19 protein-coding genes and 2 pseudogenes are annotated in these 22,547 nt (G+C 63.2%); 16 read left to right on the top strand and 5 right to left on the bottom strand.

Translation table 11 applies throughout. The features are described from left to right. Positions 1-74: 74 nt before the first annotated feature. Positions 75-1,484, top strand: coding sequence for a PLP-dependent aminotransferase family protein (locus PW947_RS16130; protein WP_299633353.1), 1,410 nt, complete (start codon positions 75-77; stop codon positions 1,482-1,484). A 15-nt stretch (positions 1,485-1,499) separates the two neighbouring features. Here the strand turns inward: PW947_RS16130 and PW947_RS16135 are convergent, their stop codons facing one another. After that, positions 1,500-2,117 (bottom strand): LysE family translocator, encoded by a 618-nt coding sequence (locus tag PW947_RS16135; RefSeq protein ID WP_299633354.1) that lies wholly within the window; start codon positions 2,115-2,117, stop codon positions 1,500-1,502. Between the two features lie 177 nt (positions 2,118-2,294). Here PW947_RS16135 and PW947_RS16140 point away from each other — a divergent pair, with 177 nt between their 5' ends. Both PW947_RS16140 and PW947_RS16145 read left to right on the top strand, forming a co-directional pair. After that, positions 2,295-2,870, top strand: a complete 576-nt coding sequence (locus PW947_RS16140) for a J domain-containing protein (protein ID WP_299633355.1) — start codon at positions 2,295-2,297, stop codon at positions 2,868-2,870. 379 nt (positions 2,871-3,249) lie between these two features. Further along, a pseudogene (locus PW947_RS16145) lies at positions 3,250-4,273 on the top strand (IS110 family transposase). 1,001 nt (positions 4,274-5,274) lie between these two features. Here the strand turns inward: PW947_RS16145 and PW947_RS16150 are convergent. Then, the gene (locus PW947_RS16150; RefSeq protein WP_299633356.1) at positions 5,275-6,048 is read right to left on the bottom strand and encodes an IclR family transcriptional regulator; all 774 of its coding nucleotides are present in this window, start codon (positions 6,046-6,048) and stop codon (positions 5,275-5,277) included. 326 nt (positions 6,049-6,374) lie between these two features. Between PW947_RS16150 and PW947_RS16155 the strand changes: the two genes are divergently transcribed. The 10 genes from PW947_RS16155 (at position 6,375) to PW947_RS16200 (ending at position 16,094) form a co-directional block, all read left to right on the top strand. Next, a complete protein-coding gene (locus PW947_RS16155; RefSeq protein ID WP_299633679.1) occupies positions 6,375-7,364 on the top strand; it encodes a sugar ABC transporter substrate-binding protein in 990 nt (329 codons plus the stop codon). Then, a complete protein-coding gene (locus PW947_RS16160; protein WP_299633357.1) occupies positions 7,361-8,905 on the top strand; it encodes a sugar ABC transporter ATP-binding protein in 1,545 nt (514 codons plus the stop codon). The genes PW947_RS16155 and PW947_RS16160 overlap by 4 nt, the downstream gene beginning before the upstream one ends. Continuing rightward, positions 8,895-9,947: an ABC transporter permease gene (locus tag PW947_RS16165; protein ID WP_299633358.1), complete on the top strand. Its 1,053-nt coding sequence runs from the start codon at positions 8,895-8,897 to the stop codon at positions 9,945-9,947. Before PW947_RS16160 ends, PW947_RS16165 begins: the two co-directional genes overlap by 11 nt. A 55-nt stretch (positions 9,948-10,002) precedes the next feature. Continuing rightward, positions 10,003-10,329 carry a UxaA family hydrolase gene (locus PW947_RS16170; RefSeq protein ID WP_299633680.1) on the top strand — a complete coding sequence of 109 codons (327 nt, stop codon included), beginning with the start codon at positions 10,003-10,005 and terminating at the stop codon, positions 10,327-10,329. A gap of 27 nt (positions 10,330-10,356) precedes the next feature. Beyond that, positions 10,357-11,661 carry a UxaA family hydrolase gene (locus tag PW947_RS16175; RefSeq protein WP_299633359.1) on the top strand — a complete coding sequence of 435 codons (1,305 nt, stop codon included), beginning with the start codon at positions 10,357-10,359 and terminating at the stop codon, positions 11,659-11,661. 39 nt (positions 11,662-11,700) lie between these two features. Next, positions 11,701-12,762 carry an aldo/keto reductase gene (locus tag PW947_RS16180; protein WP_299633360.1) on the top strand — a complete coding sequence of 354 codons (1,062 nt, stop codon included), beginning with the start codon at positions 11,701-11,703 and terminating at the stop codon, positions 12,760-12,762. Positions 12,763-12,817: 55 nt separating this feature from the next. After that, positions 12,818-13,648: an amidohydrolase family protein gene (locus PW947_RS16185; RefSeq protein ID WP_299633361.1), complete on the top strand. Its 831-nt coding sequence runs from the start codon at positions 12,818-12,820 to the stop codon at positions 13,646-13,648. Between the two features lie 55 nt (positions 13,649-13,703). Continuing rightward, on the top strand, positions 13,704-14,447 hold the full coding sequence (locus tag PW947_RS16190) for an SDR family oxidoreductase (protein ID WP_299633362.1): 744 nt from the start codon (positions 13,704-13,706) through the stop codon (positions 14,445-14,447). 65 nt (positions 14,448-14,512) lie between these two features. Further along, positions 14,513-15,361 (top strand): ureidoglycolate lyase, encoded by an 849-nt coding sequence (locus PW947_RS16195; protein WP_299633363.1) that lies wholly within the window; start codon positions 14,513-14,515, stop codon positions 15,359-15,361. 196 nt (positions 15,362-15,557) lie between these two features. Further along, positions 15,558-16,094 carry a hypothetical protein gene (locus PW947_RS16200; RefSeq protein WP_299633364.1) on the top strand — a complete coding sequence of 179 codons (537 nt, stop codon included), beginning with the start codon at positions 15,558-15,560 and terminating at the stop codon, positions 16,092-16,094. A 230-nt stretch (positions 16,095-16,324) separates the two neighbouring features. Here the strand turns inward: PW947_RS16200 and PW947_RS31255 are convergent. Beyond that, positions 16,325-16,444, bottom strand: a pseudogene (locus PW947_RS31255) (transcriptional regulator); the annotation flags it as partial. Positions 16,445-16,555: 111 nt separating this feature from the next. Continuing rightward, positions 16,556-17,005, bottom strand: a complete 450-nt coding sequence (locus PW947_RS16205) for a PaaI family thioesterase (protein WP_299633365.1) — start codon at positions 17,003-17,005, stop codon at positions 16,556-16,558. Positions 17,006-17,254: 249 nt separating this feature from the next. On the opposite strand from PW947_RS16205, the gene PW947_RS16210 reads away from it, so the two are divergent. Next, a complete protein-coding gene (locus tag PW947_RS16210) occupies positions 17,255-18,871 on the top strand; it encodes a methyl-accepting chemotaxis protein (RefSeq protein ID WP_299633366.1) in 1,617 nt (538 codons plus the stop codon). A gap of 118 nt (positions 18,872-18,989) precedes the next feature. Here the strand turns inward: PW947_RS16210 and PW947_RS16215 are convergent, their stop codons facing one another. Then, positions 18,990-20,096, bottom strand: a complete 1,107-nt coding sequence (locus PW947_RS16215; protein WP_299633367.1) for an AGE family epimerase/isomerase — start codon at positions 20,094-20,096, stop codon at positions 18,990-18,992. Between the two features lie 127 nt (positions 20,097-20,223). Between PW947_RS16215 and PW947_RS16220 the strand changes: the two genes are divergently transcribed. Continuing rightward, entirely contained in the window at positions 20,224-20,910 is a 687-nt protein-coding gene (locus PW947_RS16220) for an MgtC/SapB family protein (RefSeq protein WP_299633368.1), read from the top strand. A gap of 173 nt (positions 20,911-21,083) precedes the next feature. Continuing rightward, a complete protein-coding gene (locus PW947_RS16225) occupies positions 21,084-22,352 on the top strand; it encodes a hypothetical protein (protein WP_299633369.1) in 1,269 nt (422 codons plus the stop codon). Positions 22,353-22,547 lie beyond the last annotated feature (195 nt).

Here is a 22,547-nt window from a genome sequence, read left to right on the forward strand (position 1 = left end):
TATTGGCGTCGTGCATCGTCGAAACCCGGCCGAAGCCACCTGAATCTGCCTGAATCGTTCTCAAGCCCGCCACGATGATCGAAATAGAACTGCAACGCGACCGCCGCTCGGCGTCCACCCTCGTCGATCAACTGGTGCAGGGCTACGCAAGCGCGATCGAGGCGCAATCGCTGCGGGCGGGCGCGTTGTTGCCGTCGGTGCGGCAGCTGGCGCAACGCCATGCGTTGAGCACGTTCACCGTCACTGAAGCATACAACCGTCTTGTTTCGATGGGACTCGTGGTGGCGCGGCGGGGTTCCGGCTATCGCGTGGCCACGCGTCCGCAGGCGGGTCGTCAGCGCGCCACCGACTGGCAACCGCCCAGTCTCACTGCGACGTGGCTGCTGTCGGACGTGTTCGCGGATCATTCGGTGCCGATCAAGGCGGGCGGTGGCTGGCTGCCGAACGAGTGGGTCAACGAGAGCGGTTTGCAGCACGCGTTGCGCGCGATGAGCCGGGTGCCGGCCGCGCGGCTTGGCGATTACGGTCATCCGTACGGTTTCGCGCCGTTGCGTGAGCGGGTCGCGGAGCAACTCGACCGGCGCGGCTTGCCGGTCGAACTGCCGAACGTTTTGCTGACGCAGGGCGCGACGCACGCGCTCGATCTGATCGTGCGAACCTTGCTGCGTGCCGGCGATACCGTGCTGGTCGAAGATCCCGGTTACTGCAATCTGCTGCAAATCCTGAAGCTCGCCGGACTGGTCGTGCACGGCGTGCCGCGCACGCCCGACGGTATCGATACGGACGTGCTCGAATCGCTGGTGGCGGCGCATAAGCCGAAGGCGATTTTCGTCAATACGACGCTGCAGAATCCGACCGGCGCGACCTACAGCATGGCCGCGGCGTTTCGTGTGTTGCAGGTGGCCGAGCGCGAGCGGATGTGGGTGATCGAGGACGATGTGAGCCGCGAGCTCGCGCCCGGCGGCGCGCCGTTATTCGCGGCGATGGAAGGCTTGCAGCGCGTGTTGTACGTCAGCGGTTTTTCGAAGACGGTGACGCCCGGACTGCGTTGCGGCTATGTGGTGGCGGAGCGCGAAGTGCTGCGCGAACTCGCGCGGACCAAGATGGCGGTGGGATTGACGTCGTCGGAAGCGATCGAGCGGATCGTCGACAAGGTACTGCTGGAAGGGCGTTATGCGCGGCATGTCGAGATGGTCAGCGACCGTCTGAAAGCGGCCCATGCGCTGGTCGAAAGCCGTCTGGATACGCTGGGCTTGCCGCTATTCCACCGGCCGCGCGGCGGGTTGTTTCTGTGGGCGCAGTTGCCGGTCGAACCCGCGCGCGCCGCGGATGTTGCGACCGCCGCGCTGTCGCACGGCATCTGGCTCGCGCCGGGATCGTATTTCCGTCCCGACGATGCGCCGAGCGCCTGGTTCCGCTTCAACGCGCCATACTCGACGGACGACGCGTTGTGGCGTTTTATCGAACGCGTGGGAAAGACCTGAGACCTGATTACACGGTCAGTGGATCAGTTTCAGAAACACCGGATACATCGATGCCACCAGCAACAGCGCCATCACGACGTTGAACAGACGCAGGCGCTTCGGGTCCGACAGCGCGCGGCGCATCGCAGTGCCGAACGCGGCCCACAGACAGATGCACGGAAAGCCGACCACGTAGAACACCGCGCCCATCAACAGCGCGTTGAGCATGAAGCCGTCGGTCAGATGGATAGTCGTGGCGGCGGTCAGCACCATCATCCACGCCTTCGGATTGATCCACTGGAACGCGAGCGCTTCATGAAAGCGCATGGGACGGCGCTCGCCGTTGCGCACAGCCATTTCGCCCGACGTGCCGATCTTGTACGCGAGGTACAGCAGATACAGCACGCTGGCCGTTTCGAGGACGGTGTGCAGCACCGGAATCCGCTGAAACGCCTGACCCAGGCCGAGCCCGACCGCCGAAATCAGGACCACGACGCCCGCGCTGATGCCGAACAGATGCGGCAACGTGCGTCGGAAGCCAAAATTGACACCCGATGCGAGCAGCATCGTGTTGTTCGGGCCAGGCGTGATGGACGTGACGAGTGCGAACAGGATGCCTGCGGGCACGGCGCTCAGCAATTCAGCGGGAAACATAAACGACTCCGGAAGTACAAGGTTTCCAGAAAGTCTACCGACAGTTACCGGTACAGTACCGGTACGCAATGTCGGTTGTTTTCCGGTACGGTCGTGAGCGGCTGGGGCAATCGACGCGACATAATGGCGACCGAAATCGCGTGCTAGGATGGTCTGGACCTGTCTCAGGAGATCTCGATGGCGACGCTTTACGACACGCTGGGCGTACCTGACAACGCATCTGGCGACGAGGTAAAACGTGCGTACCGGAAGGCTGCGATGAAGTGGCATCCGGATCGCAACGTCGGCCACGAAGATGCCGCGCGGGCCGCGTTTCAGGAAGTGAAGGAAGCGTATTCGATCTTGTCGGACGCTGGGCAGCGGGCGGTGTACGACGCGGTTTATGCTGAGCAGATGAAAACCTGGCAGACGCATCATCAGCAGGCGGAGGACGCGCGGATCGAACGGGAGCGCGTCGCGCAGGCTGAGCGGGATGCGTATTACGCGGAGAAGGTGTCGGTGGCGATGCGATTTTCCGATGATGGTTTTAATCGCGATGTGGTGTTTGGGGTGTTGCTGGGGCAGGGGTGCGAGAGGGGGTTGGCTGCGAGGATTGCAGATAGTGTGGGGGCTTTGCAGGAGTCCCGGAGAGGGGTGGAAGATGGGGATAGGGGTTTGGCTGCTGCTGCCGCTGTGCCTCCGGCCGATGCTGCCGCGAAACACCCGGCCGGGGTGTTTGAGTCGTTCTTTGGGATGTTTGGGATTCGGACTTGATGTTGATTTGGCGGTTGTCTGGGGGTGGGTTTGGTTTGGTTCGGTTGTCCCGGTTTCACGTCGGTTTGCCTGGATCGTCCCTGTGCGGGACCGCACCTACTTTTCTTTGCTCGTGCAAAGAAAAGTAGGCAAAAGAAAGCACGTTTACACCGCCACTCCGTAGCGAGTGGCGTCCTTCCAGAACGGGTAGTGGACCGCGCACGATTTGAGTTGTCGCACCGCATGTCTTGGTGACAAATGGTATGGACGCCTCCCCCTCGCGAGGGCTGCTGATCGAATGGTCGGGGCGCGACCAGGAAGGTGGGTTCTCGCAACCGACGGCCTCAGATGTGCCAGAGTGGAAGTTGGGCAACGTACCACTTGAGGAAGGAGAACCCAAATGAAGCTTACTCCGGTTGGTGTCGATATTGCGAAGCAGGTGTTCCAGGTCCACTGGGTTGATCCGCAAACAGGCGAGGTCGTCAGCCGGCAGATCCGACGCGCCACGTTTCTGTCGCACTTTGCAAATCGCGCGCCGTGCCTGATCGGCATGGAAGCGTGTGGCGGTTCCCAGCACTGGGCGCGTCATCTGGAGCAGATGGGTCATCAGGTGAAGTTGATGCCGGGCCAGGCGGTCAAGGCGTTTGTGAGCGGTAACAAGAGCGACGTGGCTGATGCACGGGCAATCTGGACCGCGGTACAGCAGTCGGGCGTGAGGTCCGTGACGGTCAAGACTGAATCGCAGCAGGCCGTGCTGGCATTGCACCGGATGCGCCAGCAACTGATCAGGTTCCGCACGATGCAGATCAATGGATTGCGTGGGCTGCTGACGGAATACGGTGAAGTGATGGCGGTAGGCCGCGCCGCGCTGAACCGGGCGATGGCTGATGTGCTGGCGCGCCTGGAGGCGCGTTTGCCCACGATGCTGGTGGACACGCTGCGTGAGCAGTGGCAGCGGCTTGACGTTCTCGATGAGCAGATTGCGCGAATCGAACGCAAACTTCTCGGACTGGATGAAGGAAGAGCGTGCCTGCCGGCAGATCGCCGACATTCCAGGCGTCGGGCTGCTGACAGCGACCGCTGCTGTGGCGACGATGGGCGACCCCAAAGCGTTTCATTCAGGACGTGAGTTTGCGGCCTGGCTGGGTCTGGTGCCCAGACAGACCGGCACCGGTGGCAGGATCAGACTGCATGGGATCAGCAAACGCGGTGATGTGTATCTGCGCACACTGCTGATCCACGGTGCACGATCGGTGCTCGCGCGCGTGAAAGAGCCAGGCCCGTGGCTCGAGCAGTTGGGCCGGCGGCGCCCGCATAACGTGGTAATCGTTGCGTTGGCCAACAAGATGGCCCGAACGATTTGGGCGCTGCTGGCGCACGGGCGTACGTACGAGAAAGGCTATGTGAGTACGCGAGCGGCGTAAGCGCTGCAATGACTGAATAAACCGGTTTTGCAGGAGATGGGATGTCAAAGGTTGCGCAAGGTAATTGAGTGTGATGGCACACAGGTCAGACCGGGACTCACCAAACCTGAACTGCCTTGCGGGCTAACAGCCCGTGTGTCAAGTGAGGCGTGAGCCAGCGGATTCCATCGAGGCCAGCGGGTTCGACCTGCAACAAGGCCGGATATAAAGCCGCAGCCTTCCTGTCTACCAACACACACGAAATCCCTTGGCAAACGGGAGGCGTCCATATAAAGGCAGTCATTCGTTCCGGCTGTTCGCTTCGCGACAGCCGTTGGGCACAGCCCCGTCTTTTTCTCCCAACGCCATTCGCGCGCTGCACTCCGTCGGTCACAACACCCATTTTCCTGGCATGCGCCGGTCCGTTCTCGCGCGCAAAATTCCTGGCAACCCGGAACGTCGAAACCATCGTGAAGGCGGGTGAATGCCGTGGCGCAAACCGGGCCTTGAGCCGGACGCTGGAACGGTCGTGAAGGCTGGCAAATCGGGTGGTGAAAACCAGGCTTTGACCCGACGCCGGAATGGTCCTAAGGAGGGCGGATGCCGTGCGCAAACTGCGCTTTGGTCGGGACGCCGGAACCATCGAAACGGCGGGCGAATGGTGTGACGCCAACCGGGCTGCGAGCCGGCGCCGGAACCGTCGAAGCGGCGTGCAAGTGACATAGCGAAAACGGGTTTTTGAAGCAGGCTACCGCCGCGAAGCGGGCGGGATGTGCGGGCGCGGACCACCGGGAAAAACGGACCGACGAGTCAAAACGTGCGCGGTCCACTACCCGAAAAATACTAGACGCCACTCGCTACGAAGCGCGAGGTAAACGCGCTTTCTTTTGCCTACTTTTCTTTGCGCGAGCAAAGAAAAGTAGGTGCGGTCCCGCACAGGGACGATCCAGGCAGACCACCGCGAAAACGGGACAACCAAACCAAACCAAAGCAAAACCAAAGCAAACCCAAAAACCAAACCTTTACCCCACCTTCAACACCCCCACCACCTCCCCCAACAACCCAATCACATCCCCGACAGACGGCGCCACATACTCATCAATCCGCCGCAAATAAGGACACGTCAACGCGGCAATAGCCTGCCCCGAAGGCCCAAGCAACGGAAACGTCACATCCGTCACCCCAAACGTCTGCTGACTGTCCTTCAACAAAAACCCATCCTCCCGAATCCGCTCGAAAGCGAGATCCAACGCCTCACGATCGACGGTCACTTCTCCCTTCACCTTCGTATGCTCGGCCAGCATGTGCGCCCGCTGCTCCTCGCTCTGAAACGCCAGCATCACCCGCCCCGACGCGGTATCGATCAATCCGACCCGCGACCCCAGCCGTACCGAAATGCCCCACGTGCCCGGACCGTCCACCTGCGCAATCACCAACAGATTTCCACGGTCGTATACGGCCAGATGAATCGACTGCTCGGCGGCATCGGCGAATCGCTGCATCAGCGGCAACGCCTCCGAAATCAGCCGGTTCATCGGCGGATGACGATGCGCCAGCGCATACAGCTTCAGACTCAACGCATACCGGTCGCCACCCGGCGAACGCGCCACGTATTGCCGCGCAACCAGTCGCTCAAGCATCCGGTAAATCTCGCTCGCATTGCGCCCGAGCAACTTCGTGATCTCGACGCGCGTCAGCCCGTCCTTCTGCTCGGCCAGCAACTCCAGGATGTCCAGACCCTTGTCCAGCGCAGGCGCGCGGTAACGGTCGGCATCGTCCTTTTCTTCAGCGTCCATCGCGATTCCGTTCCCCATTCCAGTTCTCATCATCGTCGCGCGAGTTCGTGTCCGCAGGCGGCCAGGGAAAACACGCACGCTTGCTGCACTGCACTTTCCTTGACTTCGAAAAGTCCGTATATGAATAATACGTTCATTGGTGAATGAACGCACACCAGCCTAGATAACAAAGCGCAGGACGTAGTGCCCGCCGCCGTGCTGTTGGACGGACGGGTTCACGCAGTTCCCACAACGCAGATCAGGAGACAACCATGTCGTTCGCAACAGGGCCGCGCGCGGTCCGCCGTTTCATGCGCAGTGCGTTATCGCTGTCCGTTCACCTGACGATGGCAAGCGCCGTCGCCGGTACGGCCGGCCTCGCTTTCAGCACCGCCGCGCACGCCGACGCGGGCAAAGTCGGTCTCGGCTTGCCGCTTCTGACGTCGCCGTTCTGGCAGTCGTACAACAACTACCTGCCGAAATACGCGAAAGACATGGGGATCGACATCCTCGCGCCGGTCAATTCCAACGGCGATCCTGTGCAGCAGATCACCGACATGAACAACCTGCTGAACCTCGGCGCAAAAGGCATCGTGGTCGGCCCGCTCGACTCGGCGGCGATCAGCCGCGCGCTCGACGCGGCATCGGCGAAGAACGTGCCGGTGGTCGCCGTCGATGTCGCGCCGACTCAGGGCAAGGTGGCGATGGTCGTACGCGCCGACAACCACGCCTACGGCGAAAAAGCCTGCAAATACATCGGCGAACACGTGAAGTCGGGCAAGGTCGTGCAGATCATGGGCGATCTCGCGTCGGTCAACGGGCGCGACCGCTCGGAAGCGTTTCGCGCTTGCCTGAAGAACTATCCGTCGCTGTCGCTGCTGGAAATTCCGGCGAGCTGGAAGGGCGATGTCGCGGCGACCGCGCTCGACAGTCTGCTGACCGCAAATCCCGACGTGAAGGCGATTTACATGCAGGCGGGCGGTGTCTATCTGTCGCCGACGCTGCAAACCCTGCGCCGCAAACAGATGCTGTTTCCCGCAGGCGATCCGAAGCACGTCGTGATCGTCAGCAATGACGGCATCCCGCAGGAATTCGACGCGATCCGCCGCGGCGATATCGACGCGACGATTTCGCAACCGGCGGATTCGTACGCGAAATACGGCCTGTTCTATATCAAGGCCGCATTGGCCGGACAGACGTTCAAACCCGGCCCGACCGATCACGGCAGCACGATCATCCAGCTTGCACCGGGCATTCTCGAAGACCAGTTGCCTGCGCCGCTCGTGACGAAGTCGAATGTCGACGACAAGGCCTTGTGGGGCAATACGGTCAAATGAACGCGCCCGCGAATGCCTCGATGGATGCGCAGGCGCCGGTGGTCGAGGCACTGAACGTCACGAAACGCTACGGCTCGACGGCGGCCTTGCACGACGTCAGCCTGCGCGTGATGCCGGGTGAATCGCATGCGCTGGTGGGCCGCAACGGCGCCGGAAAATCGACGCTCGTGTCGATCCTGACCGGACTGCGCAAGCCCGATACCGGCGACGTCCGCTTCAACGGCGTCGCCGCGCCCGCGCTGGCGGATCGCGATGCGTGGCGCGAGCGCGTCGCATGCGTCTATCAGCATTCGACCATCATCCGCGACCTGAGCGTCGCGGAAAATCTCTTTATCAACCGGCAACCCGGGCGGCACGGCGTGATCGACTGGCACGCGATGCGCCGCGACGCGCGCGCGCTGCTCGATCACTGGAAGATCGATGTGCGTGAAGATGCGCGCGCGGGCGATCTGTCGGTCGAAGCGCGCCAGCTGGTGGAAATCGCGCGCGCGTTGTCGTACGGCGCGCGTTTCATCATCCTCGACGAACCGACCGCGCAACTCGACGGCGACGAAATCAAGCGCCTGTTTCGACGCATCACCGAGTTGCAGCGCGAGGGCGTGACCTTTCTGTTTATCTCGCATCACTTGCAGGAGGTGTACGAGATTTGCCAGGCCGTGACGGTGTTGCGCGACGCGCGCCATATCGTCAGCGCGCCGGTGTCCGCATTGCCGCGCGAGCAGTTGATCGAAGCGATGACCGGCGAACGCGGCGGTCTCGCGGTCGCCGACGCGGCCGCCCGCGCGCCGCTACCCGCCGGTACGCAAATCGCGTTGCACGTCGAAGCGCTGGCCGGTTGCGATTACGACGACGTGTCGTTCGCGGTGAAACGCGGCGAAGTGGTCGGATTGACGGGCGCGACCAGCAGCGGCCGCACCAGCGTCGCGGAAGCGATCGCCGGTTTGCGCGCACAGACACGCGGCGCGATTCGGGTCGGTGGCGAGGGCGGCGTGTCGTTGCCGCCCGGCGACGTGCCGGCAGCGCTCGCCAATGGAATCGGTTGCGTGCCGAAGGACCGACATCACGAAGGCTTGGTGCTGACGCAATCGATCGCCGAGAACGCCTCGATGACGATCGCGCGTCTGCTCGGCAAGTTCGGGATTGCGCCGCCCGCGAAGAAAAACGCATTCGGCCGGAAGATGATCGAAGCGCTCGGCATCGTCGCGCAAGGGCCGGAGCATGTGGTGTCGGGCCTGTCGGGCGGCAACCAGCAGAAGGTGGTGATGGCGCGCGCGCTCGCCACCGATCCCGACGTGCTGGTGCTGATCGATCCGACCGCGGGCGTCGATGTGAAGTCGAAGGAAGCGTTGCTGTCCGTCGTAGACCGCGTTCGCGAGGACGGCAAGGCCGTGCTGGTGGTGTCCGGCGAACTCGACGATCTGCGCACCTGCGACCGCGTGATCGTCATGTTCCGCGGCCGTATCGCGGCCGAATTTCCTGCGGGTTGGCAAGACCACGACCTGATCGCATCCGTTGAAGGAGTCAGCCTCCATGAAGAATAGTGTGCCCAGTCCCGCGTTCGGCGCGGCTCAGAGCAGCGCGGCCAATGTCGCGACAGCCGGTGCTGGCCGTTCGCGCGCTCGCGTCGAATTCGCGCGGCTGCGTGAACTTGCGCTGGTGCCTGCGCTCATTTTGCTGATCGTGATCGGCGCGTTCGTCAGTCCGAGCTTTCTGACGCGCGCGAACCTGATCAGCGTGCTCGGCGCGTCGGCGGCGCTGGCGCTCGTCGTGCTCGCGGAATCGCTGATCGTGCTGACCGGCAAGTTCGATCTGTCGCTGGAATCGACGGTCGGGATTGCGCCCGCGGTCGGCGCGATGCTGGTGATGCCGGTTGCGTCCGCTGGGTTCGGCACGCAGTGGCCGGCCGCAGCCGGTCTGCTGGCGATCGTCGCGGTCGGCGCGGCGATCGGCTTCGTCAACGGCTTTCTGGTCGTGCGGCTGCGGTTGAACGCGTTCATCGTCACGCTGGCGATGCTGATCGTGTTGCGCGGAATGCTGGTCGGCGCGACCAAAGGCGGCACGCTGTTCGATATGCCGCCGTCGTTCTTCACGCTCGCCACGTCGATCTTTCTGGGCTTGCCGTTGTCCGTGTGGCTCGCGGCGGCGGCCTTCGCGATCGCCGCTTTCGTGTTGCGCTATCACCGGCTGGGACGCGCGCTGTACGCGATCGGCGGTAATCCCGAGGCGGCGCGCGCGGCGGGGATTCGCGTCGAGCGGATTACGTGGGGCGTGTTCGTACTCGGCAGCATGCTGGCGTCGATCGGCGGGCTGATCGTCACCGGCTACGTCGGCGCGATCAACGCGAATCAGGGCAACGGGATGATCTTCACGGTGTTCGCGGCGGCAGTAATCGGCGGCATTTCGCTCGACGGCGGTAAAGGCACGATGCTCGGCGCGTTGTCCGGCGTGTTGCTGCTCGGCGTCGTGCAAAACCTGCTGACGCTCGCGCAAGTACCGTCGTTCTGGATTCAGGCCATCTACGGCGCGATCATTCTCGGCTCGCTGATGGTCGCACGCCTCGCGGGCGGCGAAGGGCAGAACTAATGCGCCTGCCGCTCGCCACGCTGTCGAACCTGCCGCGTCATGTCATGGAGACCGAATCTTGACTCGCCCACTCATCACCGATGCGCGCCTGATCCTGCTGAACCCGGACGACAACTGCCTGATCGCGGCGGCGACGCTCGACGCCGGCGAACAGGTCGAGATCGAAGGCGAGCGCGTGACGCTCGCCGGGACCATCGAACTCGGTCACAAGGTGGCGCGCCGCGCGCTCGTCAAGGACGAGAAAGTGGTGCGTTACGGTGCGCAGATCGGCCACGTGACCGGCGCAGTCGCGCGCGGTGCGCATCTGCACACGCATAACCTCGAAAGCGATTATTTGCCCACTTATACGCACGACGCCGGCCACGCGTTCGTGCAACATTGAAGCGGTCTTGCGCCGCGCGGGAACCCCATGACCGACTCTATCGTCGCCTCTCACATCACGTCGTTGCAGGGATATTTGCGTAGCGACGGCCGCAAGGGCATTCGCAACGTGGTGGCTGTCGCGTATATGGTCGAGTGCGCGCATCACGTCGCGCGCGAGATCGTCACGCAGTTTCGCGAGCCGCTCGACGCGTTCGACGACCCGGACGCGCAACGCGAACCGCCGGTGCATCTGATCGGTTTTCCGGGCTGCTATCCGAACGGCTACGCGGAAAAAATGATGGAGCGGCTGACCACGCATCCGAACGTCGGCGCGGTGCTGTTCGTGTCGCTCGGATGCGAGAGCATGAACAAGCATTACCTCGCCGACGTGGTGCGCGCGACCGGTCGTCCGGTCGAAATCCTGACGATCCAGGAGAAGGGCGGCACGCGCAGCACGATCCAGTACGGCGTGGATTGGGTGCGCGGCGCGCGTGCGCAACTGGCCACTCAGGAACGTGTGCCGATGGCGTTGAACGAACTCGTGATCGGCACGATTTGCGGCGGCTCAGACGGCACCAGCGGCATCACCGCGAACCCCGCCGTCGGCCGCGCGTTCGATCATCTGATCGATGCGGGCGCAACCTGTATCTTCGAAGAAACGGGCGAACTCGTCGGTTGCGAATTTCATATGAAGACGCGTGCGGCACGGCCCGAACTGGGCGACGCGATCGTCGAATGCGTGGCGAAGGCCGCGCGCTATTACTCGATTCTCGGCCACGGCAGTTTCGCGGTCGGCAATGCCGACGGCGGACTCACGACGCAGGAAGAGAAGTCGCTCGGCGCGTATGCGAAAAGCGGTGCATCGCCGATCGTCGGCATCGTCAAACCGGGCGACGTGCCGCCGACGGGCGGCCTGTATCTGCTCGACGTGGTGCCCGACGGCGAACCGCGTTTCGGTTTCCCGAACATCAGCGACAACGCGGAGATCGGCGAACTGATCGCTTGCGGAGCGCATGTGATCCTGTTCACGACCGGACGCGGCTCCGTGGTCGGCTCGGCGATTTCGCCCGTCATCAAGGTGTGCGCGAATCCGGCGACGTATCGCAATCTGTCCGGCGATATGGACGTGGACGCGGGACGCATTCTCGAACGGCGCGGCACACTCGACGAAGTCGGCCGCGAAGTGTTCGATCTGACGCTGGCCGTGTCGCAAGGCATGGCGTCGAAATCGGAGACGCTCGGGCATCAGGAATTCATCATGACGTACAAGCGTTTCGATCCGGTCGGGCCGGCATGTCTGCCGTCGGGCGCGACGCCGGTTCAACGGGTGGTCGAGATTGCGCCGCATTGACCCGCGCCGACGCATGACCTCACACGGAAGAGGCAACACATGACGGAAGCGCTCGCCGCGACATCGGCTTCAAAGCTTCACGAACGCCGCGCGGTCGGCACGCGCGGCGCGACCGTGACGGGCCTGAGTCTGGGAACCGCGCCGCTCGGCGGTCTGTATCACGACCTGACCGACGACGAAGCGATCGCCACCATCGACGCGGCGTGGCACGCGGGCATCCGCTACTTCGACACCGCGCCGCATTACGGCAACACGAAGGCCGAGCATCGGGTCGGCGCTGCGTTGCGGCGTTATCCGCGCAGCGAGTTCACGTTGTCGACGAAAGTCGGACGGCGCTTCGTGCGCCGGACCTCGCCGTACGACAATCGCGAAGGCTGGCAAAACCCGCTGCCGTTCGAAGCCGTTTACGACTACACGCACGACGGCATTTTGCGTTCGTTCGAAGATAGCCAGCACCGCATGGGCATCGCGGAGATCGACATTCTGCTGATTCACGATATCGGCCGGATGACGCACGGCGAGCAGAACGCGCACTACTGGCGACAACTGACCGACGGCGGCGGCTTTCGCGCGCTCGATACATTGCGCGCGTCGGGTGCGGTGAAAGCGGTGGGCCTCGGCGTCAACGAAGTCGATGCGATTCTCGACGCGCTCGCCGATTTCGATATCGATTGTGCATTGCTGGCGGGCCGCTACACGTTGCTCGAACAACGCGCGCTCGACGATCTGCTGCCCGCTTGCGACGCGCGCGGCGTGTCGATCCTGCTGGGCGGCGCGTTCAATTCGGGCATCCTGGCGCGGGGTGTCGGCGGCGCGCAGCGCGATCTCAAGTTCAATTACGGTGACGCGCCGCAAGACGTGATCGCCCGCGTCGCGCGGCTCGAAGCCGTGTGCCGCGCGTACGACGTGCCGCTGGCGAGCGCGGCGTTGCAGTTTCCGTATGCGCATCCGGCCGTGTCCACGGTGCTGACGGGCGCACGCACCGCCGATGAATTGCGCGAGAATGTGACGTCGTTCGAGCGGCACATTCCATCGGCATTGTGGACGGCATTGCGCGACGAAGGTCTGCTTGACGCACGTGCGCCGGTGCCGCGAGACTAAGCGTTCGCGACGACGTTGACGCTAGACGCTATAAAAACCTGAGACACGAAATCCGATGCAGATCGACGCACACCAGCATTACTGGGACCCCGCGCGCGGCGATTACGGTTGGCTGACGCCCGAGCTTCGGCCGTTGTATCGCACCTTCGGCCCCGCCGATCTCGAACCGCTGCGCACACGCGCGGGCGTCGAACGGACCGTGCTGGTGCAGGCCGCGCCGACCGTCGACGAAACGCGCTATCTGCTGACGCTCGCGCAGCGCGACGCGTCGATTGCGGGCGTGGTCGGCTGGGTGCCGTTGCTGTCCGACGACGCGCCCGCGCTGATCGCGTCGCTCGCGCGCGATCCGAAGTTCAAGGGCGTTCGCCCGATGCTGCAAGACCTTCCCGACGACGACTGGATCGCGAATCCCGCGCTGCAACCGGCGATTCTCGCGCTGATCGAACACGACCTCGCTTTCGACGCACTGGTGACGACGCGTCATCTCGCTGCGCTGGACGCGTTCGCGGCGCGCTATCCGTCGCTGCCGATCGTGATCGATCACGGCGCGAAGCCGGCGATCCGCGACGGGGCGGCCGCGATGCAGACATGGGAAAGCGGAATCGCGCGGCTCGCGCGTCGGCCGAACGTGTATTGCAAATTGTCCGGCCTCGCCACCGAAGCACCGGAAGGCTGGACCGAAACGACGCTTCGGCCGTACGTCGAGCATCTGCTGAACGCATTCGGGCCGTCGCGGATGATGTGGGGCAGCGACTGGCCGGTGCTCGATCTGAACGGCGATTATCTGTTGTGGCATTCGGTGGCGAGCACTTTGCTCGCCGCGCTGACCGATGCCGAACGCGACGCGATTTTCGGGCTGAACGCGATGGCGTTTTATCGACTATGAGCGGGCGCGCGGACGTCTGCCGAACCGAAGCATTTCCCTTTATCAGGAGCTACAGATGACGCAACGACTGGCCGGCAAGACGGCACTGATCACCGCAGCCGGGCAAGGCATCGGCCTTGCGACCGCCGAACTTTTCGCACGCGAAGGCGCGCGCGTGATCGCCACGGATATCCGCATCGACAATCTCGCGGGCAAACCGGTCGAGGCGCGCAAGCTGGACGTGCTCGACAACGGCGCGGTGAAGGCGCTGGCCGCCGAACTCGGCGCGATCGACGTGCTGTTCAACTGCGCGGGTTTCGTGCACGCAGGCTCGATTCTCGACGCGTCGGAAGAAGATTGGGATCTGGCGTTCGATCTGAACGCGAAAGCGATGTACCGGACCATCCGCGCGTTCTTGCCGGCGATGCTGGAGAACGGCGGCGGGTCGATCATCAATATGTCGTCGGCGGCGTCGAGCGTGAAGGGCGTGCCGAACCGTTTCGTGTACGGCGCGTCGAAGGCAGCGGTGATCGGGCTGACGAAGGCGGTCGCTGCCGATTTCATCGCGCGTGGTGTACGCTGTAACGCGATCTGCCCGGGCACGGTGGCGTCGCCATCGCTGGAGGAGCGGATCGTCGCGCAGGCGAAGACGCAGGGCGCGACGCTCGACGCGGTGCAGGCCGCGTTCGTCGCGCGGCAGCCGATGGGTCGCATCGGCAAGCCCGAAGAGATCGCGGCGCTCGCGCTGTATCTCGCGTCGGACGAATCGTCGTTCACGACAGGCCATGCGCACGTGATCGACGGCGGCTGGTCGAACTGATTCGCGCGCGGCCGGCACGCTGCGAGACCGATCAACATTCACTGGACAACCAAGGAAGTGCACTGATGAAACTGCTTCGTTTTGGGCCGAAAGGTCAGGAAAAACCGGGTTTGCTCGACGCAGAAGGCAAGCTTCGCGATCTGTCGGGCGTGGTGGCGGACATCGACGGCGCGGCGTTGACGGACGCGGGTCTCGCAACGCTGCGCGCGGTCGATCCTGCTTCGTTGCCGGTGGTCGAGGGCAATCCGCGTCTCGGACCGTGCGTCGGCAAGATCGGCAAGTTCATCTGTATCGGTTTGAATTACGCGGATCACGCGGCGGAATCGAATCTGCCGGTGCCGGCCGAGCCGATCATCTTCAACAAGTGGAACAGTGCCATCTCCGGTCCGAACGACGACGTCGAAATTCCGCGCAACTCGACGAAAACCGACTGGGAAGTCGAACTGGGCGTGGTGATCGGCAAGGCCGCGAAGTACGTGGACGAAGCGAGCGCGCTCGATTACGTCGCCGGTTATTGCGTGATCAACGACGTGTCCGAGCGCGAATGGCAGATCGAACGCGGCGGCACCTGGGACAAGGGCAAGGGCTTCGACACGTTCGGCCCGATCGGCCCGTGGATGGTGACGCGCGATGAAGTGGCCGATCCGCAGAATCTGACGATGTGGCTCGAAGTGGACGGTCACCGTTATCAGAACGGCAGCACGAAGACGATGATCTTCGGCGTCGCGAAGCTGGTGTCGTATCTGTCGCAATGCATGAGCTTGCAACCGGGCGACGTGATTTCGACGGGCACGCCGCCGGGCGTCGGCATGGGCGTGAAGCCGAGCCCGGTGTTCCTGAAGGCCGGCCAGACGATGCGACTGGGTATCGAAGGTCTGGGGGAACAGCAGCAGAAGACGTATGCGGCGGAGTGAGGGGCGCTGTTGAGCGTTGACGCTGTAGTCGTGTGAAAAAGCCGCCTTTGGGCGGCTTTTTTTGTGTCGGGTCGCGTGACGTTGCGGATTACGGCTACCCGCAAACCTTCACAAAAAGGTGCGATTTATGGGCGTCGGCCAACGATAAAATGAATGGCTTCCGGGGGCGGCTCTAGGGCATAACAACACGGGCACTATGAGTCGATTTCATCGCGTCGAGTTGTCGGCGGGTTTGGCCGCAACGTTGCTCGACCGTCATACACAGCAACAGCTATCACCGCACGATTATCGTCTCCAGGTTCGAGTTGGACGGTTTTCGAAAACGGCAATCCGTTCCCTCGGAATTCGAGATCTCGACGTCGTCACATCAGTGGCGGTGCTGGTCAAGATCATGCAGAAACACGGTCTTGATTCTTCATTGATCGGAGGCCTGGCCGAGATGGTGTTAACGCCAGTTGCGGTCTACAAGTCGGCAACCGAGCGCGAAAGCATCGTGCTGGTAACGGCGAACTTGCCTGATGACATCAACCCGCTACTCATTGCGATCAAAATCGATGTGATGGGCGCTGCGGGGAAATCCCATTTTCATTGGATGGCCAGCGCATACGCGAAAAACAACCCAGGCATCATCGCGCGATGGGAGAGGGATGGACTCTTGCTTTGGAGGGCTGAGCAACGCGTGGCGCGAGAAACGACGGAGCGTTATACCGATATCGCCGCGATGGAACAATGATGCGTCGCGCAGACCTGCAGAGACGCTGAAAAAACAAAAGGCCGCGTAGCGGCCTATAAACAGAAATGTCCGAGTCCACGGATAGCCGACCGTCTGTTGCTAGTCAGGTATTTATCGTGGTCCTCAGACAAGACAAAGTTTGCGCTACACCCGTTGCTTTGTCAAACCGGCGGCTTGAGCGGAAGATCAATATTTACATTTGCTCGGACATTGATTTCATGTTCGTTCGCAATACAACGGTTGTCGTAATCCTTCATTGCGTTCCGGTCGATAAGTCTCGCCCGAAGCAGGCCAGCGGCAGCACTGTGAATAGCTTCCGATGCGTCGCTTTTGAATCGGTGCCTCGCCATCGTTACCCTCTTGCGTGTTTGGTTTGTCCGGCCATTCAACATCGTTGAGTTTGCGTGCTGCGAAGTTGCCGTACCTTAACCCCAACCCCGCACAATCCCTCCACAACCCCGCTACACCGGCGCGCGCTCGCGCTCGTCTCCGGGTTCGCCGCCGTCGCCGATCCGGTTGATGGTGCCTTGCGCGACCGCGATCAGCCGCTCGTGCTTGCCGTCCATCACGAACACGTCGCATTGACAGGTGGCCTGATGACGACTGGAATCGACGACCCGTGCGCGCGCCATCAACGTGCCGTTCACGGCCGGCCTCAGATAGTTGATCTTGTACTCGCCGGTGACGACCCTCGGACCGAGCGCAAGCGCGCCCGCGAAGGTCAACGCGTTGTCGGCGAGGAAGCTGATCACGCCGCCGTGCACGAAGCCGTGTTGCTGGCGCAACTCGTCGCGGATCGGCAGGCACAGCGTCAACTGATTGTCCCCGGCATGCATCAGTTCGGCACCGAGCAGCATGCTGAACGGCTGCGCGTGCAACGCGCCGCGCGCCCGGTCCAGTAGATCGGTCATCGTCGGATCCTTCGGGCGTGGCCCGTCATGGCGTACTTCACTCTAGGAAGCGCCGCTGCATCGCGTCAAGGTGATTCGAAAAAATCCTCAAACCATTGTTGCGGGAAACGGCGGAAATCTCGACGTTGCGCGCTATAAGCAGGGACATAACAGTTCTTTTAATTGATTTCGCTCAAGTTATGCGCGACGCCGCCGTAAATGCGGTGGCGAAACTCCCCAAAACTCATAGATAGATTCAGGTGGTTCACGATGTTCAGCAAGATCAAGGTCGCATCCGGCCTGTTGTTTGTTCTAGCAGCATTTTTTGTATTGCAACTGGTGACGGAAGGTTTGGGATATTGGTCGTTGACGCGCTCGCACGACGACGTGGGCGATCTGGCGAACGTGGCGTTGCGTCAGGTCGATGAAGTCAACGAAACGACGCAGCATCTGATGGACGCGCGGATCAACCTGTCGCGCGCGGGTACGCGGATGGTGCGCGGCGGCGCCGAGCCGACCGATATCGTTCAGCACGCTCGCGAACAGCTCGACGAGGCGGACAAGTCGTTCGGCCTGTTCATGAACGCGTCGAAGATCGGCGAAGAAAACACGGCGCGCGCTTCGGCGTTGTCGGACCGGTATCAGAAACTGCACGGCGCGCTCGCCGAACTGGTCCAGTTTCTCGACGCGAACAACATTCAGGCGTTTCTCGATCAACCGACGCAAGGCTTTCAGGACGCGTATCTGAAGGAATCGCGCAATTTCGTCCAGTTCGGCAATGCGGCGACGCGGGCGTCGCTGGATTCGATCGACAGCCGTCTGTCGATGTTCAAGGCAGTCGGCATCGCGATCCTGCTGATCCTGATGGGCGGCACCTTCGCCGTCTACATGGGCCTCAAGCACGGTGTCGTCGGTCCGCTCGAAGAAGCCGGCCGTCATTTCGACCGTATCGCGCAAGGCCGTCTCGATCAACGGATCGCCGCGCGCGGCGCCAATGAAATCGGCCATCTGTTCTCCGGCCTCGCGAAGATGCAATCGAGCGTTGCGCGCACGGTGAAAACCGTCCGCGAAGCCGCCGATTCGATCCACCTCGGCGCGAACGAAATCGCGACCGGCAACGCCGATCTGTCGGCGCGTACGGAAAATCAGGCGGCTTCGCTCGAAGAAACCGCGTCGAGCATGGAAGAACTGACCGCGACCGTGCGTCAGAACGCCGAGCACGCGCGCGAAGCGAATGCGCTGGCCGAAACCGCGCTGAATGCGACGTCCCGGGGTAACGAGGTGGTCAGCCAGGTGGTCGACAAGATGCGCGGCATTGCGCAAAGCTCGGACAAGATCGCCGAGATCATTTCGGTGATCGACGGGATCGCGTTCCAGACCAATATCCTCGCGCTGAACGCGGCGGTCGAAGCGGCGCGCGCGGGCGAACAGGGCCGCGGCTTCGCGGTGGTCGCGGGCGAAGTCCGCAATCTCGCGCAACGCAGCGCGCAATCGGCGAAGGAAATCAAGACGCTGATCAGCGAATCGGTGGCGGAGATTCAGGGCGGCTCGACGCTGGTCGAACACGCGGGCGACGCGATGCGCAACGTGTCCGAATCGATCTCGCGCGTGACGCAGATGATGGCGGAAATCAGCGCGTCGTCGCTGGAACAGAGCACGGGCATCGAGCAGGTGAACATGGCCGTCGTGCAGATGGACGAGATGACGCAGCAAAACGCGGCGCTCGTCGAGGAAGCGGCGGCGGCGGCGTCGTCGCTGCATCAGCAGACACAGCAACTGAAGGAAGCGGTGGAAGTGTTCGAGATTTCCGACGCGGTATTGCGCGACGAACCGCATCGCGGTGGCATCGCGGCGCGCGGCAATTTCGCGGACGCGTTCGCGGGTTGATCGTCGGCGCGATTCACGTCTGATCCGACGGCTGACGCACGATTCGTCGTGCCGATAAAAAACCGGCGCACCTTATAAAAGGTGCGCCGGTTTTTTTATCCGCGAAGCGTTGGCCGGGTCAGGCGGGCAGCGCCGCGTAAGCCGTCGCGAGATGGTATGGCGTCGTGGACGGCATGTCGGCGCGGGCGATATCGCCTGCCGGCGTCTTGGCTTCGTACCAGCCGCTCGCGTGCAGAAACCGTTGCTGGAACCGTTCGATCTGTTGCGGCAGCCGTTCGCGCGCGGCGTCGTCGTCACGTGTGGCGAGCGCTCGCAGATATTCGCTTTGCGCCCAGATTCGCTGGGTCGCGTCCTTGATCTTGCCGGTTTCATCCAGCGACGCCGCAACGCCGCCGGTCTGCGCATCGACGCCAAGCCGTTGCGCGAAGTCGAACGCGCGCGTCAGCGATGCGTCCAGCCCCGCTGCCGCGAACAGCTCCGGCGCCTGCTTCACGAGCCAGAACCATTCGAACTGGTGGCCGGGTTCGAGCCGGTTGTTCGCTTCGCCGATCGTCAATTCGGCGATACAGCCCGATGCGTCGTGCACGAACCGGCGTGCAACTGCGCCCGCGAGCGTGCGCAACGCGTCGTCGTACGCGCTGTCTTGCGTGGCGGCGCGCGCGGCGAGCCACGCTTCGGTCAGATGCATGATCGGGTTTTGCAGCAACCCGCCGTTCGACGATCCGAAGCTGCGATCGAGCGCCGCGCTGAACAGATCGTCCGGCGCGGCGAAGCGGTCTTGTACCAGCGCCGTGGTCTGGTTCGCGACGTCGAGCGCGTCGCGATTGCCGGAGCGTGCGCCATATTCCGCGCACGCGAAAATCAGAAACGCATGCGTGTAGAGGTCTTTGGTGGTGTCGAGCGGTGCGCCTTGCGCATCCACGCTATAGAACCATCCGCCGGAATTCGTGTCCTGAAAGTAGTGCCGTAGCGAGTCGAACAGCTGGTCGGCGTGCGCGGCATCGCCGGCCTCCGAAAACACGAACAGCTGGCGCGCGCATGCCATCGCCCGATAACGCTCGACCGGCATGGCATTGCCGCCACTGCCGTCGACGGCTTCGAACGGCAGTTTCAGCGCGATATTGAAACCCGGCCCGCGCCAGATCGGCAGGATGACGCGGCTGAAGTGCTCGCGCAGCGCGGCGGCGAGATCGGACGTGGAGGCGGCTGATTTCATCTGAGGCATGGAAAAGGTGGAGCGTCGAACCGGCGGCGACACCTGACGAACGGTATGCGCCGACGCGCGCGCCCGTCACGGCATGGCGCCAATCCGCAATCTTACACACCCGGTACAACGACAACGAGGAAGCACAATGCTTGGAAACTTTGAACTCATTTCACGACTGGTGATCGCGGCGGCGCTCGGCAGCGTGATCGGCTTCGAGCGCGAGCGGTTGTCGTGGGCGGCGGGGTTGCGCACGCATATGCTGGTGTGTGTCGGATCGGCGCTGATCATGCTGGTGTCGGCGTTCGGTTTCGCGGACGTGCTGGCCGGCGATCACATCGTGCTCGACCCGTCGCGGATGGCCGCGCAGGTCGTGTCCGGGATCGGCTTTCTGGGCGCGGGATCGATCCTGATGCGCGGCGAAATCGTGCGCGGCCTGACGACGGCGGCGAGCCTGTGGTCGGTGGCGGCGGTCGGGCTCGCGGTCGGCGGCGGGCTGTATACGCCTGCGATTGCGGCGACCGTAATCATCCTGATTATCCTGGCCGGGATCAAACCGCTCGAACGGCGCTTCATCACGGTCCGGCAGCGTCGTCAGTTCACGATGCTGGTCGAGCGCGGTTCGCTGACGTTTCATTCGTTGCACGATGCGCTCGGGATGGCCAGTCCGCGCGTCAAGCAGTTCGTGATGCAGCAGAGCGACGACACGCCGGACTGCGATGTCGTGACGATCGTGCTGCACCGCGTGTCGGCGACGGAATACGCGGCGATCACGGCGAGTTTGCGCAAGTTGCCCGGCGTCAGACAGTTCCACGAGGAAGACTCGTCGCCGTGACGGCGGGGGATCGGCGGGCGGTTGAATTGAAAGGCGAAATCGACGCGCCGAAACACCGATTGCCGCTCTGCGCGGGCACCTGGCCGTGAGACAATGCCGGTCTCCAAAAATACAGACAGCCCTTTGCAACGGTATTGGGCGCCCGCAAGCTGGCGACGACCGTTCCTATTTCTATGGCAGATTCCGCAGCATCCACGCAGTCCCGCAACACCCGTGCAGGCTCTACAAAGAAACGCGCCGCTGTCTCCACCGAAACGGAAAACAAGCTGGCCCGCGCCGCGCGCTCCGCGCAGCGGCTTGCTCAACTGAGCGATGCGTCGCGCGACGACAGCACGCTCGATCTGTTCCCCGACGATCCCACTCGCGCCACCGTCGAAGCGATGAATATCGACTTGCGGCAAGGCACGCTGCGCGGTTTCGAGTTGCCGGAAGTGGTGCTGGCCGCGGTCGGTGCGGCGGAACCGGGCGGCGCGCAGCCGGCCGTGAGCGCCGACGCGAAGGTGCGTCGCGCGTCGAAAGCGGTCAAGGCCGATGACGCGGGCGTCGTGTCGGAAGCGTTGCCGTTGAATGGCTTCGACGTGGATCAGCCGGACGATTCGGCGACACGTGAAGCCATTGCTGCGGACGGTACGTTGACGGTGGTTGTGGTGGCGGCGCCGGCTGAGGGGTTTGCCAGTGGTGCTGGTGCCGGTGGTGAGGCGAGTGCCGATGTGAGCGCGGAGGCCGATGCCGACGCGTCCGCTGGACACGCAGCCAGCGATGCGCCGATCGATGCGGTTGCGCATGCACCGTCGCCGTCGCCGTCGCCGACCGCGACGCCTGCGATTGCGGCAGCCAGCGTCGCGCGGAGCGTGACGGTGTTGCGTCGGCCGAAAGCGGCTGTCGATCGTGCTGACTCCGCGTCGTTGCCAGGTTTCGATACGGCCGACACCGAACACGCCGATGCAGAACACGCCGAACACCCCGAACGCGACAGCAGTGCCCACAGCGAAGCGGCCCACGCGCATGCCGCGCCCGACGCGCCGCGCGCGACCGTGCCGGAACTGGACCGCGCGCGCGCCACGGCCTTCGCCGATACCGTCGATGCGCTGTACGGCGTGATCGCCGATCAGCGTCACGCGGCCGGCGACCACACGCGGCGGATGAAATGGATGCTGTCGATCGTGGTGGGCGCGTTGCTGGTGACCGTCGCGATCGGCGTCACGCAAACGCTTCTGCTGATGCGACTCACGCGCGAAACCACGGCGCAGCAACATCGTATCGAACAGATGATGCAGAACCAGCAGGCCGCAATGGCGAGCCTGATCGACGCGCATCTGTCGCGCGCCGATGCGGCTTCGGCGGCAGATGCAGCATCGTCGCCGACGACGGCCGCCGCAGGCTCGACGCCTGCCCGCCACGTGTCGCGGCATCACCGTAACCGGAACGCCGGGTCGCACTGATCCGCGTGCGCCGCGCGCATTCGCGTGCTTTCCGCGAGTTTCAACAGATCGAATCGCCGCTCGCCTTCAGGCGACGGCGGGTTCGAATCGTCCGCATCGGCTTCAAACTCCAACCTCAACGCCGATTTCGCCCGATAGGGAATGTAAGGCGACCGGATGCTGCCCGCGCGGATCTGCGTTCTACACTCTCAATGC

This window comes from Paraburkholderia sp. (assembly GCF_028283785.1).
GTDB lineage: Bacteria > Pseudomonadota > Gammaproteobacteria > Burkholderiales > Burkholderiaceae > Paraburkholderia.